Genomic DNA, 15,033 nt, shown 5'->3' on the forward strand with positions numbered 1-15,033 from the left:
GCCCGCCCGCTGGCCGGCGTCACACCGCCCACCGGGCTGGCCGCACATCTGGTCGGCGACGACCCGGGTCTGCTGGTCCGCCGGACACTGCGCCAGATCAAGCAACGGGTGGAGGCCGGTGAGGTGCTCCGCGCGGACCGGTCCGCGCTGGACCGCCCCGAGGTCCACGGGTGAAGGCGCTGTGTTGGGTGGCCGCCGGCGAACTGGCCGTACGCGAGGTTCCCGACCCGGAGCTGCGCAACGAGCGTGACGTCATCGTCCGGGTTCGGCGCAGCGCCACCTGCGGAGGTGACCTGCCGCTGCTGGCCGGCCGGCACCCGCTGCTGCGGCCCGGCGACGTGCTCGGCGCGGAGTTCCTGGGCGAGGTGGTGGAGGTCGGCCCCGGGGTCCGCCGACACCGCTCCGGCGATCGGGTGGTCGTCGGCGCGAGCGTGGCCTGCGGCGGTTGCTGGTACTGCCGCCAGGGCATGCACTCCTGCTGCGACAACGCCAGCGCCGACCTGCCCAGCGCCGACCCCGACCGGGCCCGCTCCGACGCCGGCTGCTTCGGCCGACCCCTGGCGGCGGGCGGTTTCGCGGGCGGCCACGCCGAGTACGTGCGGGTGCCGTACGCCGACGTGAGCGCGTTCCGGGTGCCGGACGCCGTCGACGACGACCGGGCGGTGTTCGCCGCGGACGCGGCGCCGACCGGGTGGCTCGCCACCGAGCTGGGTGCGGTGCGCCCCGGCGACGTGGTGGCGATCTGGGGCGCCGGGGCGGTGGGCCAGTTGACCGCCCGGGCGGCGGTGCTGCGCGGCGCGGCCCGGGTGCTGGTCGTGGACCGGCACGAGGATCGGTTGCGGATGGCCGAGCGGCACTCCGACGCCGAGCCGCTGGACTACCGCCGCACCGACGTCGCGGCCGAGCTGCGCGACCGTAGCGGTGGGCGTGGGCCGGACGTGTGCGTGGTGGCGGTCGGGACGCCGCCGTCCCGCTCGCTGGCCGACCGGTTCGGTGGCCCGCACGCCGACCGACCGGACGCGCTGCGGGAGGCCGTGCGCGCCTGTCGCAAGAGCGGCGTGGTGGTGGTGCTCGGCGGGACGGGCGGGTTCGTCGACGCGTTCCCGTTGGGTGCGGTGACCGAGCGACGGCTCACGCTGCGCGGCGCTGCCCGGCCGGATCTGCGGGACGTGCCGATGCTGCTGGACCGGATGGCCCGCGACGAGCTGCGGACCGAACACCTGGCCACCCACCGACTGCCGTTGGCGCAGGGCCCCGAGGGGTACGCGCTGTTCCGGGACCGGGCCGACGGCTGCGTACGCGCCGTGTTCACCCCGTGACCGCCAGCTCGTGATCGGTGATCGGCGACCGCGAATGGCAGACTCCGAGGATGACTGGCGAGCGAACGTACGACGTTGTGCTGTTCGGAGCGACCGGGTTCACCGGCGGCCTGACCGCCGAATACCTGGCCCGACACGCGCCGGCCGAGCTGCGCTGGGCGTTGGCCGGGCGCAACCCGCAGCGTCTCGCCGCCGTACGGGACCGGCTCGCCGCGATCGACCCGAGACTGGCCGACCTGCCGCTACTCACCGCCGACGTGACCGACGCCGAGTCGCTACGGGCGGTGGCGGACAGCGCCCGGGTGGTGGCCAGCACGGTCGGCCCGTACATCCACCACGGGGAGCCGCTGGTCGCGGCCTGCGCCCGGGCCGGCACCCATTACCTGGACATCACCGGCGAGTCGGAGTTCGTCGACCTCATGTACGTGCGTCACCACGCCGAGGCGGCCCGCACCGGCGCGCGGCTGGTGCACGCCTGCGGCTTCGACTCCATCCCGCACGACCTGGGCGCCTGGTTCACCGTCAAGCAGCTGCCCGCCGACGTTCCGATCACCGTGGACGGGTACGTGCGTGCCGGCGGCCGGTTCTCCGCCGGCACCTACCACTCGGCGCTCACCGCGTTCTCCCGTACCGGGCAGGCCAGCCAGGCCGCCCGGGACCGCCGGGCGGTCGAGCCGCGCCCCACCGACCGTCGGGTCCGGGCGGTGCCCGGCCGGCTCGCCCGCTCGGCGGAGCTGGGCATCTGGACCGTGCCGCTGCCGACCATCGACCCGCAGGTGGTCCGCCGCTCGGCCGCGGCCCGTCCGGAGTACGGCCCGGACTTCCGCTACCGGCACTTCGCCGCGGTGAAGCGGCTGCCCACCGTGCTGGCCGGCGCTGCCGGGCTCGGCGCGCTGATCGGGCTGGTGAAGCTGCCGCCGAGCCGACGTTGGCTGCTGGGCCGGCTCGCGTCCGGGCAGGGGCCCACCGCGCAGCAGCGGGCGTCGTCCTGGTTCCGGGTGCGGTTCGTCGGCACCGGCGGCGGGCAGCGGGTGGTCACCGAGGTCGCCGGCGGTGACCCCGGCTACGACGAGACGGCGAAGATGCTCGGCGAGTCGGCGCTGTGCCTGGCGCTCGACGAGCTGCCGCCGACCGCCGGCCAGCTCACCCCGGTCGCCGCGATGGGTGACGCGTTGCTCGACCGGCTCGTCCGGGCCGGGCTCACCTTCCGGGTGCTTGAGCGTTCGGCTTGACCCTCGACCGGGTCGAGGGGGCAGGATGCCCAGCGTGAGCGACCTGCACAGCATCGGCGAGCTGGCCCGGGCCAGCGGCCTGACCGTCAGCGCACTGCGCTTCTACGACTCGGCGGGAGTGCTGGAGCCGACCCTTGTCGACCCGGTGACCGGGTACCGCTGGTACACGGAGGGGCAGATCGCCCCGGCCCGGCTGGTGGCCGGGTTGCGCCGGATCGGCATGCCGGTGCCGGAGATCGCCGCCGCGGTACGCGCCGAGCCGGCCGCGGTGCACCAGTTGCTCGACGCGCACCTGCGCCGGCTGGCCGACGGGCTCAGCGACGCCCGCCGCGAGGTCGACCGGCTCCGGGCCCTGGTGGACCCGACCCCGCCGACCGCCACCACACTCCTGGTCTCCCCCGCCGCCTTGGCCGCCGCGCTCGACGCGGTGCGCTTCGCCGTCGGCGTCGATCCGGAGCTGCCGATGCTCGCCGGCGTGCTGTTCGACGTGGAGTCCGACGGGGTCCGGCTCGTCGCCACCGACAGGTACCGGCTCGCCCTGGCTCGGGCCGGGGCCGACGTCGACGGGCCGCCGGTGCGGGTGTTCGTGCCGGTGGCCCTCGTCGACCAGCTCCGGCAGCTGCTCGACACGGCCGACACCTGGCCGGTACGGCTGAGCGTGGCGGGCGCGGACCTGCGGGTGCGGGTGGCCGACCGCACGCTGACCGGCGCCGCCCTGCCGTACGACTTCCCCGACTACCACCGGCTGCTGCGCAAGTCAGTCGGTGAGCGGCCGACCGCGCGGCGGATCCCGGTGGACGCGGCAGCGCTGCGCGCGGCGCTTGCCGACCCGGCGGCCCCCACCGTCGCCCGCGACCACGACGGCACGACCCGGGCGGTCACGGTTCTCGGCGTCGACGACAAGGGCGAGCTGCGGCTGCTTCCCGCCGCCGAGCTGGGCTCCGACGCGCTGCGGGTCGGGGTGGACGGTGGTTACCTGCTGGACGCGCTGAACGCGGCCGGCGCGCCGCAACTGGTGCTGGAGTTGGATGGGCCGATCGCCCCGCTGGCCGTACGCCGACCGGACGACGCGGACACCTACTCGGTGCTCATGCCGATCCGGCTGTAGAAATCCCTCGCGCTCCCCGTAGTCGGGTGGAAACGTGCGCGACGGTAACATCTGATGGTTCACCAGTGAACCCCGGACGGAGGCGTACGGAGCAGCATGCTCGACATGGAGTTGATCCGGAAGGATCGCGAGGCGGTGGCAACCGCGCTGGCGAAGCGTCTGGATCCCGCCGAGGTCACCCGTGCCCTGGACGAGATCCAGCGGCTCGACCAGGAACGCCGCGCCCTGATCACGGAGATCGACGCCGAGCGGCAGCGCCGCAAGGCCGAGGCCCGGGCGTACGCGCTGGCGTTGCGGGCCGGCGAGGAGCCGCAGGCCGCCGCGCCGGAGGCGGAGCGTAAGCAGCTCGCCGAGCTGGAGTCCCAGCTTGACGAGGTGCAGGCTCGGCTGCGCGACGCGATGAGTGAGCTGCCCAACCTGCCCAGCGACGACGTCGTGGCCGGCGGCAAGGAAGCCAACCGGGTGGTGAAGACCTTCGGTGAGCCGCCGGTGATCGAGAAGGTCCGCGACCACGTGGAGCTGAGCCGCGCGTTGGGCCTTGTCGACTACGAGCGCGGGGTCAAGCTCGGTGGGTCCGGTTTCTGGATCTACACCGGGGTCGGCGCCCGGCTGGAGTGGGCGCTGCTCAACTACTTCGTCGACCAGCACATCAAGGCCGGCTACGAGTTCCTGCTCCCGCCGCACCTGCTGCTGGACTCGGCCGGCTTCGCCGCCGGTCAGTTCCCGAAGTTCTACGACGACGTCTACCACCTGGACTCGGCGTCCGCCCCGCGTGGCCAGTTCCTGCTGCCCACGTCGGAGACGGCGATCCTCGGCGCGTACCAGGACGAGATCCTGGAGACCCCGAAGCTGCCGCTGAAGGCGTTCGCGTACACCCCGTGCTACCGGCGGGAGTCGGCCGGCTCGCACTCGGACGAGCGCGGCACGGTGCGGGGGCACCAGTTCAACAAGGTGGAGATCTTCCAGTTCACCCTGCCGGAGCAGGCCGACGCGGCGCTGGAGGAGATGCTCGCCCACGCCGAGAGCCTGGTCGAGGGGCTGGGTCTGCACTACCAGCGCACGCTGCTCTCCGCCGGTGACGCCAGCGCCTCGATGAAGAAGACCCTCGACATCGAGGTGTGGATGCCGAGCACCGGCAAGTACAAGGAGGTGTCGTCGGTCTCCTGGGCCGGCGACTACCAGGCTCGTCGGGCGGCCATCCGTTACCGCGAGCCGGGCGGCAAGCAGACCCGCTTCGTGCACACCCTCAACGGTTCGGCGCTGGCCACCAGCCGGCTCTTCCCGGCCATCCTGGAGCAGTACCAGCAGGCCGACGGCAGCGTCCTGGTCCCCAAGGTCCTCCAGGACCGCCTAGGTACCGACCGCCTAACCCCCCGCTAGCCCATCCCGGCGTTGATCATGAAGTTATTGCCCCTCGCCTCGGCGTGTCACGGCAATAACTTCATGATCGACGGGGCGGGGGCGGGAGCGCCTGGTTAGGGCTGCTGTCAGCAGGAGGGCCGCTAGGGCGGCTACGAGCAGGGCCGGGCCGACCGAGTCCAGGGTGTTGGCCAGGGTTCGTTGTAGCTGGGACGCCGCTTGGATGACCGGGTCGCCGAGGGCGTCGCGGCGGCCGGCGGCCAGGCGTAGCTCGTACCAGCCGTACCAGGCGACGTAGCCGCCGGCGACCAGCAGCACCAGGCCACTGAGTCGGGGCACCAGCGCGCCGGCGACGCGTAGCCGGGCCACCAGGCCGTCGCGCAGCAGCGCCACCCCGAGCGCGGCGACAGCCACCACCAGACCCATCCCGAGGGCGTACGCGCCGAACAGCGCCAACCCCTGACCGGTCGAGCCGGCCTGGAGGCTGGTCACCACGATGGCCAGGAACGGCGCGATGGCGCAGCCGAGCGACGCCAACGCGTACACCGCGCCGAACAGCGCCATCGACGGCCAGGACCGGGTCAACCGGGGCGCCCGGGCGGACCAGCCGGGGGCGGGCAGTCGACGGCCGGCGAGCAACCAGCAGCCGGCCACCACCAGCAGCACGCCGAGCGCCACCGTCAGCCACGGCAGGCGGGGCCGCAACCAGCCGGCCAGCGGCGCGAGCGCCAGGCCGAACGCGCCGAACACCAGCACGTACCCCACTGTCAGCCCGGCCGCCGCGGTGAGCGCGCGGCCGACCGCGCCGCGGGTGTCCGACGTCCCGGCGACCAACAGCGAGAGGTACGCGGGCAGCAACGCGAAGCCGCACGGATTGACCGCGCCGAGCATGCCGGCGGTCAGCGCGAGCAGCAGTGTGGCGGTCACGCCCCGGCCAGTGCGGCGACCTTGGCGGTGAGCGCCTCACCGTCGAGGAAGCCGTGGTGGACGACAGTGCCGTTCCGGTCGATGATCACGAAGATGCTCTGCTCGGTCACCTTGAACCGCTTCCAGAGCGCGCCAGCGGTGTCCTCGATCTGCTGCGTCGCGCCGAGGTCGAACTCGGTGACGAACTCCTTCATGGCCTTCCGCTCGCCCAGCCCGGCGACGCCCACGATCGGCACCGTGTCCCGGTACCTGGGTTCGATCTCGGCCACCGTCCAGGCCTGGCTGGCGCAGGTGGCGCACCACGGGGCCCAGAACCACAGGACCACCGGTTTGCCGGCGAGCCGTGCCGCGTCGAAGGCGGCCCCGCCGAGCGTGGTCCCGGTGAAGCGCAGGACGTCCGGGACCCGCGCCGCTGGCGGTTCGCCGGTCGGGGTGGACGCGGCGTCGGTCGGCGTGGGCGGGGCACCGGTCGAGGTCGGGGCCGATCCGGCGGCGGCGGGCCCACCCGGTGCGGTGCCGGTACAGGCGGCAACGTTGAACAGGGCCACCACGAGCGCCCCGGCGGTGGCGGCACGGCGTAGCTGCCCGGCCCCTGTCCACGCCCTGCTGATCCGCATCCGCTTCTCCGTTTCCGGTCCGGAAGGGACCCTTGCTGGACCTGAGGCGTCGCTACTCGGCCTTGGCGAGTCGCAGCGCCAGCTCCGGGCAGACCTTGACCGCCTTCAGCGCGCCCTCGCGCAGCCAGGTCGGCACGGGGGTGGCCGGGAAGGCGGGATATCCGTTCGCGTCGAGCCGAATGAAGTCCGGTACGACGTGCGCGCAGAGGCCATGCCCGTCGCAGCGGGACCAGTCCAGTGTCAGCTTCTGCGGGTTCGCGTCGGGTGCCCCCGGCAGCCCCATCACGCCCTTGACCCGTCGGCCACAGCCGTCGCCGGTGCTGTGCAGCCGCAGGTCCTCGGCGAAGACCTCGATCGCCGAGAGCGCGAAGCGGGCGGTGCCGTCCGGGTGGCTGCACGCGCCCCGGCCCTTAACCTCGCCGGCGGCGGCGCGCACCACGTCCGCCGGTTGGCTGCCGGCGACGGCCAGGTCAACGGCGCGGGCCAGGTCCGGCAGGCCCATCTTGCACGGCCCGCACTGGCCGGCGGACTCGCCGGCCAGGTAGCGCACCACCTGGGCGGCCTCACCGAGCGGGCAGGTGTCGACGCCGAGCGGGACGATGATGCCGGCGCCGAGGGTGCCGCCGACAGCGGCCAGGCCCTTGCGGGATACCTCGGCCCTCTCCGCCGCCTCCGGGGTGATCCACTTGCCGTGGTAGCCGCCCATCAGGATGCCCTGGGTGGCCGGCACCTCGCACAGGTCGAGGACATCGCGCAGCGGCATACCGGCAGTGCATTCCACCACCGCCGGTCGGCCCGCCGCGCCGGTCACTGTGAGCAGCACGGTGCCCGGCTCGTCGTCGGTGCCGAGGGCCGCGTACTCGTACGGGCCCAGTCGGGCGCCGACGGCGAGCTGGGCGTACGTCTCGGCGTTGGAGAGCAGGGTGGGCAGGCCGCTGACCCCGGAGTCGCTGGAGCGCTTCTTGGTGCCCGGCGGGATGTGCGGCAGCCCGTTGATCCCGTTGACCAGTGCGCCGCCCTCGCCGGAGATGAACCGGTGCGGCACTGTGACGATCGTCGTCTGCACCGGCATCCGGCGCTCTTCGAGGGCCTCCATCAGCGAGTCACGGCCGACCCCGTCGTCCGCCACACCGATCACGATCTCGTCGGCGTCCAGCGCGTACGCGGCCAGCGCCGCCCCGTCCAGGACCAGGTGCGGGGCGCGGGTCAGCAGCACCTTGTCCTTCCAGCTGGCCGGCTCCCCCTCGGTGGCGTTGACCACCACCACTGCGGCGAGGTCCTGCCGCTCGCAGGACTCCAGCACCGCGCGCAGTTTGCGGGCGAACGGGAAGCCCGCCCCGCCCTTGCCCTTGAGCTGCATGCCCTCGGCGAGCTGGAGCAGCTGCGCCGGCTCCATCGGGCCGATCGGGCCGTGCACCTCCTCGTGCGCGAGCAGGTCGAGCCGGCCGTACTCGGCGAAGCCGGCGGTGAGCCGCGGTTCGCCCACACAGGCGACCGGTGGCACGGCGGTCCGCATCACTTCGCCTCACCCCGCAGCCCGGCCCAGTACGCCCCGTCCACAGCGTCGGCGCTGGCCTTGCGGCGCTTGGACTTGCCCTCGCCGGCTGCTCGTCGAGCACGTCGGGACGCCAGGTCGACAAGGGTCGGGGTGTCGTCGACGGGCGGCGCCACCTCGTCCGGCACGTACCGGGCCGGCGGACGCCAGTAGTCCGGCTCCTCGGGCAGGTCGTCCTCGACGCTGTGCCGGCCGCTGCCGCTGCGCGGCGCCGACGAGATCGGGCTGCTGGAGATCGGGCCGGCCGAGATCGGCTCGACGGAGATCGGGCCGGCGGAGATGGGCTCGTTGGCCTGCCACCGGCGTGGACTGTCCCACGGCTCCTCGGCGTCGTCGAAGGTCGGCTGCGGTGGGGCCGAGTAGCGACTGCCGTCGTCCTCGCTGCGGGACCGGCGACCGGACCGCTCAGAGGTCTGGTCGTCGGCGCGTCGCCGGCCGGTCGGTACGTCCTCGTCCCGGGTGCGGGAGCCGCGTCGCCGGCTCACCGGCTCCAGCTCCTCCTCGTCGCGTCGGAACGTGCCGGTGTCCTCCACGCTGCGGCGGGCCGATCGGCTGGTAGTGGTCTCCTCGGCCCGCCGGCTGCGCGAGGACCGTTCGGTGTCGCGGCGGGCAGCCGGCTCCTCCTCCCGCCGACGTCGGCTGGGCCGGGTCGGCTCGACGAGGGAACCGGGCTCGGGCACCACCGGGACGGTGAACCGTTCCGGGTCACGTCGTGCGGCCGGCGCGGCCCAGGTGGCGGTGGTGGTCTCCGCCCAGGCGGGACGCTTGTCGGCGGCCTTGCTGCGCCGACCCAACCCGGCCAGCAGCGATCGGGCGGTCTTCGCCTCCTCGGCCCGGCCGGCCATCACCGCGTTACGCACCGCTGCCTGGTGCTGCTCGCGGCTGCGCCGACCGATGGTGACCGAGAACCGGACCAGCAGGGCCAGCACCACCAGCAGAATGCAGCCCAGGTAGCTGAACATCACCCAGGGCGCCGCGGCCCGACCGGCGTTGAGGCCGTGAAAGACAGCGAACGGCCAGGCCAGGTAGGCGGTGGAGTGCAGCGTGCGCCACAGCCACTTCGGACCGACGTCGGCGAAGCGGGCGCGGATGATGCCGGTCCAGATCACGCTGACCATCAGCAGTGCGGCGACAGTGCCGAGCCCCACGTAGAGCCCTCGGCCACCGACGAACGGCACCAGCGCGTCGGTCGCCGCCGCCCGCCCGGTGGCGATCTTGGTGAGGACGTGGAAACCGAGCCCGGCCACGCCCAGCACGCCGGTGGCCCGGTGCGCCGACTGCATCAGCACCCGGTGCGAGATGCGCAGCACCAGCCGGTCGGTGGCGAGCAGGCCGAGCATCACGGTGAGGCTCAACGCCACCAGGGAGACCACCCCGGCGAAGAACTCGGTGAAGAAGAAGCCGTACGCGTACGCCGTCTGACCGGCGCCGGTCAACATGATCGCCGCCCAGAGCGCGGCGAGCACCGACGCGATCAGCAGGGCGCTCGCCGATCGCGACGGGGTGCGCACCCCCCGACTGCTGGCGCTGGTCCGGACCGTCGCCGCCTTCTTGTCCTGCTGTGCCCGGGCCATCTGCTCCTCGATCGTCTCGCGGCGGCGTACCACCGGCCGACCCCTGCTCCCCCATCCAGTACGGACCGGCGGGGCGCGCGGATCACCCGCCGACGGAAATTTCTCTGCCGAAATCGAACCGAGGGGCGCGGCAGTGCGTTGTACCCGCTTCCCCCACCGATCTGGACAGTGACGAATGTCCATGCATTGACAGTCGCCGCAACACGCTTGTAACCTTTCAGCAAATTTCAGCCAGGCTTGCAAGATTCCGGCAAGCCGGCACTCCCCCACCGCACCACCACCCCCGCTCCCGTCAGGAGTCCCCATGCACCGACGTCGACGCGGCTCGGCGCTCCTCGCCCTCGGCCTGATCGCCAGCCTGCTCGTCCCCACCGCCGTGACGGCACCCCCGGCCGCCGCCGCCCCGTCCGGCGGCAAGAAGGTCATCGTCCAGCTCTTCGAGTGGAACTGGCCCTCGGTGGCCAGCGAATGCCAGAGCACCCTCGGCCCGAAGGGCTACGGCTTCGTGCAGGTCTCGCCCCCGCAGGAGCACGTGCGGGGCAACCAGTGGTGGCTGGCCTACCAGCCGGTCAGCTATCGGATCGAGTCCCGCAAGGGCACCCGGGCCCAGTTCCAGTCGATGGTGAACACCTGCCACGCGGCCGGGGTCAAGGTGATCGTCGACGCGGTGATCAACCACATGTCCGGTCAGGACAACGGCGGCACCGGCTGGGCCGGCTCGTCCTACTCGCACTACGACTACCCGGGCATCTACCAGACCCAGGACTTCCACCACTGTGGGCGCAACGGCGGCGACGACATCGCCAACTACAACGACCGGTACGAGGTGCAGAACTGCGAGCTGGTCAACCTCTCGGACCTCAGGACCGAGTCGGACTACGTCCGCACGAAGATCGCCTCGTACCTCAACGACCTGCTCTCGCTCGGCGTCGACGGCTTCCGGATGGACGCCAGCAAGCACATGCCGGCCGCCGACATCGCCGCCATCAGGGGCAAGCTGTCCCGCTCCGCGTACATCGTGCAGGAGGTCATCCACGGCGCCGGCGAGCCGGTGCAGCCGACCGAGTACACGGGCAACGGTGACGTGCACGAGTTCCGCTACGGCAAGGACCTGGCCCGGGTGTTCCGCTCCGAGCGGTTGGCGTACCTGCGCAACTTCGGCGAGGGCTGGGGGCACCTGCCCACCGGCTCGGCCTCGGTGTTCGTCGACAACCACGACACCCAGCGCGACTCCGGTGGTGTGCTGACCTACCGCGACCGGGGCATCTACGCGCTGGCCAACGCCTTCATGCTGGCCTGGCCGTACGGCTCCCCGACCGTCATGTCCAGCTACACCTTCAGCAACCGGGACGCCGGCCCACCGTCGGACGGCGCCAACAAGACGCTCAACGCCACCTGCTACTCCGGCTGGGAGTGCGAACACCGCTGGCCGGTGATCGCCAACATGGTCGGCTTCCGCAACGCCACCGAGGGCGCCGGCGTGGCCAACTGGTACGACAACGGCAACAACCACATCGCGTTCAGCCGCAGCGGCAAGGGCTTCATCACGGTCAACGACGAGGACGCCGCTGTGAACGGCCGCTCCTACTACACGGGGCTGCCCGCCGGTCGATACTGCGACGTCGTCCACGGCACGTACGCGAGCGGCACGTGCAGCGGACCGGTGATCACGGTGGACGGTAGCGGCTGGTTCGCGACGAACGTGCCGGCGCACGACGCCGTGGCCATTCACATCGGCGCGCGAATCTGATTCGACAGGGGCCTCCGGACGGCGGGTCTCGCCGAACCGGGGGCCCCGAAGCATCAGCCACCATAGAGTGGTTTCGTGCCGTTTGACCGAAAGACTCCGTACCGTCGTCGCGGCGTCTGGGTGGCCGCCGCGATCGGCGTACCCGCGCTGCTGGTGACCGCGCTGCTTGTCGGCCAGGCCCTCACCCCCAGCTCGACGGCCCCCGACGACCGCAACGTGGTGGTAGCCGACCCGACTCCGAGCAGTGTGGACCAGAGCCCGGAGGAGTCGATCCCTCCGGCCGCGCCCGCCCCGGACGGGCTGCCGGTTGTCGACTACGACCCCGCACCCGGAGGGTTCCCCGCCGACCCGGACACCATGGACGTCACACCGCTGACCGAGGGCGTGCACCCGACCAGACGGATCGCCGCGTACGACGCGCCCGGCGGTCGGCCGCGCGCCTTCCTCGAACCGACCATCCGCGGTGTCGAGCTGACAATGCCGATCGCCCAGCGGCGCGCCGGCTGGACGGCCGTCCTGCTGCCCTCGGCCAACCGCCGGCTCGCCTGGCTGCCGCCCGGCGGGTTCGAGACGGTGCCGCTGCGCGACCAGATCGTTGTGGAACGCAAGGTCCACCGGCTCACCTGGTACCGGGCCGGCAAGGCGGTGCGCACCTGGGAGGTCAGCCTCGGCCAGTCGGGCCAGGAGACTCCACTGGGGCGGACCTTCATCCTGGGCCGCACCCCACCGCCGGAGGAGGTCTACGGCGGGGTGGACATCTACGCCCTCGGTTCGGTGCCCGACGACCCGGAGTCGGTGCCGTCCGGGCTGCGCGGCGCGCACATCGGGGTGCACACCTGGCACCACGACGACGAGCTGGGCGAGAACACCACAAACGGTTGTATCCGGCTGACCCGCAGCGGTCAGCGGGAACTGCTCGCCGAGGTCCGTCCCGGAAGCAGCGTCGTCGTGGTCGACCAACTGGCCGCCCCGCCGCCGACCGCCTGAGCGCCGGCCGGCAGCGTCACTCGCCGAGCAGCCAGCCGTTCTGCTCGGCGACCCGGATCGCGTCGGCCCGGTTGCGGGCACCGGTCTTGCCGATCGCCGCGGACAGGTGGTTGCGTACCGTCCCCTCGGAGAGGTGCAACGCCCTGGCCAGGTCGGCGGCGCTGCCACCGCCTCGCGCGGTCCGCAGCACCTCGGTTTCCCGCTCGGTCAGCGGGCTGACCCCGGCGGCCAGGGTCTCCGCGGCCAGCGTCGGGTCGACCACCCGCAGGCCGGCGTGCACCCGGCGGACCGCGTCGGCGAGCTGCCGGGCCGGGGTGTCCTTGACAACGAAACCGCTCGCACCGGCCTCCATCGCCCGGCGCAGGTAGCCGGGTCGGCCGAAGGTGGTCACCACCAGCACCCGGCAGGTCGGCAGCGCGGCCCGCAACGCCGCGGTGGCGGCGATTCCGTCCAGGCCGGGCATCTCCACGTCCAGCAGGGCGACGTCCGGGGCGCTGCGTCGAGCCTCGGGCACCACCTCGTCGCCCCGGCCGACCTCGGCGACCACCGTCAGGTCCTCCTCCAGCGAGAGCAGGGCGGCCAGCGCGCCCCGGACCAGCGCCTGGTCGTCGGCGAGCAGCAGCCGGATCGGCGTGGAACCGCCGCTCACCGGGCCTCCCCCGGCGCGTGCACCCGCAGCAGAAAACCGTCGCCCGCCGGCCGACGGCCGACCGTCACCACCGCGTCCAGCCGCCGCGCCCGCTCCCGCAGGCCGACCAGCCCGTGCCCGCTCGGGTCGGGTGTGGACGGGCCACGACCGTCGTCACTGATCTCGACCCGATCCGGGTGGACCCGGATCACGCAGCATCGCGCCCCGCTGTGCCGGACCACGTTTGTCACCCCTTCCCGTACCGCCCAGCCGAACAACCGGTCCCACTCCTCCGGCAGCGCCGGCACCTCGGTCGACACGTCCGCCGCGATGCCCGCCGCGGCCAGCGCGGAGCGGGCGCCGGCCAGCTCCGCGGCGAGACTGACCTCGCGGTACGCCCCGACCGTCTGCCGTACGTCGGCCAGCGCGGCCCGGGCCAGCGCCTCCACCTCGGCGATCTCGACGGCGGCCCGCTCCCGGTCGACCTCGATCAGACGCCCTGCCAACTCGGCCTTGATCGCCACCACTGTCAGCGAGTGTCCGAGGATGTCGTGCAGGTCGCGGGCGGCGCGGGACCGCTCCTCGGCGACCGCGAGCCGACCGATCTCCTGTTGGGCGGCGCGCAGTTCGCTGTTGCGCTGGGCCAACTGGGACACCCCGAACATGGCGAACGAGGCGAGCAGCACCGCGAAGACGATGCCGTTCTCCGCCTCCCACCCCGGCACCAGCCAGGAGGCCAGCACGGGGGTCACCGCGCAGAGCACCACGACGGCCAGCGCCTCCCACGGCGGCAGCAGGAACACCGCCGCCGCGGCCACGTAGACAAGGGTGGCCAGCCAGTCCCCTTCGGTGCCCGGGAGGCTGGCCAGACCCACCGCGAGCAGCAGCGCCAGCCCGACCCGCGCCCGACCCGTCGGAATCGGCAGCATTGACTGGCGCAGCTTGCGGGCCCACTGGAACAGCAGCACGTAACCGATGCCGAAGACGACCAGGGCCACCACGCCGAGGGCCCGCCGCCACGGCTCCGGCTGGTGCAGCGCTGTGGCGAGCGGCACGTTGAGGAAGAACAGCCAGACGGCGGCCAGCAGCCAGCCGGTGACCCGCCAGTGGCGGCTCACCGGCCAGGGCTGCCCGGTCGAGAGGTCCATCGGGTTCACGCTAGCGGTCGCGGCCGGTCAGACCCGCGCGGTGTCCCGGCGGAACAGCCGGGCCGCGCCGACGCCGAAGAGCAACGCCCAGACGACGAGGTTCGCCACCGCCGCCATGCTCACCCCGTCGCCGGTCAGTGGGGCGCGGGCCAGCACGCCCATGCCGTACACCGGGGTGAACTTCGCGACCTGCTGGAGCACGTCCGGCAGCACCTCGACCGGGACGAACAACCCGCCGAACATGGCCAGCACCGCCAGGACGGGGCCGATGATCTGCATGACGTTCTCGGCCGGCGCCAGGTAGCCGATGAAGAGACCGAACGCGGCGAAGACCAGCGAGCCGACCCAGGCGGCGAGCCCGGACAGCAGCCAGACGTACGCCGGGACGCGAACGCCGGCCACGGCACCCACCAGGAACTCGATGACGACCGCGAGCAGACCGAGACTCATCGCGGTGATCAGCTTGGTCGCCACGTACGCCGCCGGGCGCAGCGGGGTGAGCCGCAGTTGCCGGCTCCAGCCCAACGCCCGCTCGGTGGCCACCGCGCCACCGACGCTGGTGGTGGCCACCATCGCCGCGTAGACGGCCAAGCTGATCATCACGTACGCCGTCACCGGCCGACCGTTGTCCAGTGACTGCCCGCCCTGCGGCAGGCCGAAGATGAGGAAGAAGACGCCCGGCATGATCAGCGTGAAGGCGAGGGTGCGGCGGTTGCGCAGCACCCGGCGCAGCTCGATACCCAGGGCGCCGGGAGCGAACCCGCCCAGCGCGGGCAGCCGACGGTCCGGCTCGGTGACAGCGGCGCGGGTGGGGGTGGAGATGGTCATC

General features: G+C 73.0%; 13 protein-coding genes. 6 read left to right on the forward strand and 7 right to left on the reverse strand.

Annotated features, from left to right (window positions below; all coding sequences use genetic code 11):
* The first annotated feature begins 170 nt into the window (after nucleotides 1-170).
* The 4 genes from AB0C20_RS17415 to serS all read left to right on the forward strand — a co-directional run bounded on the left by AB0C20_RS17415 (nucleotide 171) and on the right by serS (nucleotide 5,039).
* Entirely contained in the window at nucleotides 171-1,319 is a 1,149-nt protein-coding gene (locus AB0C20_RS17415; RefSeq protein WP_357568340.1) for an alcohol dehydrogenase catalytic domain-containing protein, read from the forward strand.
* A gap of 50 nt (nucleotides 1,320-1,369) precedes the next feature.
* Nucleotides 1,370-2,551: a saccharopine dehydrogenase NADP-binding domain-containing protein gene (locus tag AB0C20_RS17420; RefSeq protein ID WP_357568341.1), complete on the forward strand. Its 1,182-nt coding sequence runs from the start codon at nucleotides 1,370-1,372 to the stop codon at nucleotides 2,549-2,551.
* Between the two features lie 25 nt (nucleotides 2,552-2,576).
* Entirely contained in the window at nucleotides 2,577-3,659 is a 1,083-nt protein-coding gene (locus AB0C20_RS17425) for a MerR family transcriptional regulator (RefSeq protein ID WP_357568342.1), read from the forward strand.
* A gap of 96 nt (nucleotides 3,660-3,755) precedes the next feature.
* Nucleotides 3,756-5,039 carry a serine--tRNA ligase gene (serS, locus tag AB0C20_RS17430; protein ID WP_357568343.1) on the forward strand — a complete coding sequence of 428 codons (1,284 nt, stop codon included), beginning with the start codon at nucleotides 3,756-3,758 and terminating at the stop codon, nucleotides 5,037-5,039.
* 24 nt (nucleotides 5,040-5,063) lie between these two features.
* Here serS and AB0C20_RS17435 read toward each other — a convergent pair whose 3' ends face one another.
* Genes AB0C20_RS17435 through AB0C20_RS17450 form a run of 4 tightly spaced genes read right to left on the reverse strand, consistent with a single transcriptional unit; the run spans nucleotide 5,064 to nucleotide 9,724 of the window.
* On the reverse strand, nucleotides 5,064-5,945 hold the full coding sequence (locus AB0C20_RS17435; protein ID WP_357181322.1) for a cytochrome c biogenesis protein CcdA: 882 nt from the start codon (nucleotides 5,943-5,945) through the stop codon (nucleotides 5,064-5,066).
* A complete protein-coding gene (locus AB0C20_RS17440) occupies nucleotides 5,942-6,562 on the reverse strand; it encodes a thioredoxin-like domain-containing protein (RefSeq protein WP_357568344.1) in 621 nt (206 codons plus the stop codon). The genes AB0C20_RS17435 and AB0C20_RS17440 overlap by 4 nt, the downstream gene beginning before the upstream one ends.
* A 52-nt stretch (nucleotides 6,563-6,614) precedes the next feature.
* Nucleotides 6,615-8,078, reverse strand: coding sequence for an NADH-ubiquinone oxidoreductase-F iron-sulfur binding region domain-containing protein (locus tag AB0C20_RS17445; RefSeq protein WP_357181329.1), 1,464 nt, complete (start codon nucleotides 8,076-8,078; stop codon nucleotides 6,615-6,617).
* Nucleotides 8,078-9,724 (reverse strand): ferric reductase-like transmembrane domain-containing protein, encoded by a 1,647-nt coding sequence (locus tag AB0C20_RS17450; protein ID WP_357181332.1) that lies wholly within the window; start codon nucleotides 9,722-9,724, stop codon nucleotides 8,078-8,080. The genes AB0C20_RS17445 and AB0C20_RS17450 overlap by 1 nt, the downstream gene beginning before the upstream one ends.
* Nucleotides 9,725-9,995: 271 nt before the next feature.
* On the opposite strand from AB0C20_RS17450, the gene AB0C20_RS17455 reads away from it, so the two are divergent.
* Together AB0C20_RS17455 and AB0C20_RS17460 are read left to right on the forward strand one after the other, a co-directional pair.
* Entirely contained in the window at nucleotides 9,996-11,441 is a 1,446-nt protein-coding gene (locus tag AB0C20_RS17455) for an alpha-amylase family glycosyl hydrolase (protein WP_357568345.1), read from the forward strand.
* A gap of 75 nt (nucleotides 11,442-11,516) precedes the next feature.
* Nucleotides 11,517-12,428, forward strand: coding sequence for a L,D-transpeptidase (locus AB0C20_RS17460; RefSeq protein ID WP_357181338.1), 912 nt, complete (start codon nucleotides 11,517-11,519; stop codon nucleotides 12,426-12,428).
* Nucleotides 12,429-12,444: 16 nt separating this feature from the next.
* On the opposite strand, the gene AB0C20_RS17465 is transcribed toward AB0C20_RS17460, so the two are convergent.
* Genes AB0C20_RS17465 through AB0C20_RS17475 form a run of 3 tightly spaced genes read right to left on the reverse strand, consistent with a single transcriptional unit; the run spans nucleotide 12,445 to nucleotide 15,032 of the window.
* Nucleotides 12,445-13,077 (reverse strand): response regulator transcription factor, encoded by a 633-nt coding sequence (locus AB0C20_RS17465; protein ID WP_181539422.1) that lies wholly within the window; start codon nucleotides 13,075-13,077, stop codon nucleotides 12,445-12,447.
* Nucleotides 13,074-14,204, reverse strand: a complete 1,131-nt coding sequence (locus AB0C20_RS17470) for a histidine kinase (RefSeq protein ID WP_357181341.1) — start codon at nucleotides 14,202-14,204, stop codon at nucleotides 13,074-13,076. Before AB0C20_RS17470 ends, AB0C20_RS17465 begins: the two co-directional genes overlap by 4 nt.
* Before the next feature lie 27 nt (nucleotides 14,205-14,231).
* Nucleotides 14,232-15,032 (reverse strand): ABC transporter permease, encoded by an 801-nt coding sequence (locus tag AB0C20_RS17475; RefSeq protein ID WP_357181343.1) that lies wholly within the window; start codon nucleotides 15,030-15,032, stop codon nucleotides 14,232-14,234.
* Nucleotide 15,033: the final 1 nt, after the last annotated feature.

It is taken from the genome of Micromonospora sp. NPDC048843, from assembly GCF_040649965.1.
Taxonomy (GTDB): Bacteria; Actinomycetota; Actinomycetes; order Mycobacteriales; family Micromonosporaceae; genus Micromonospora; species Micromonospora hortensis.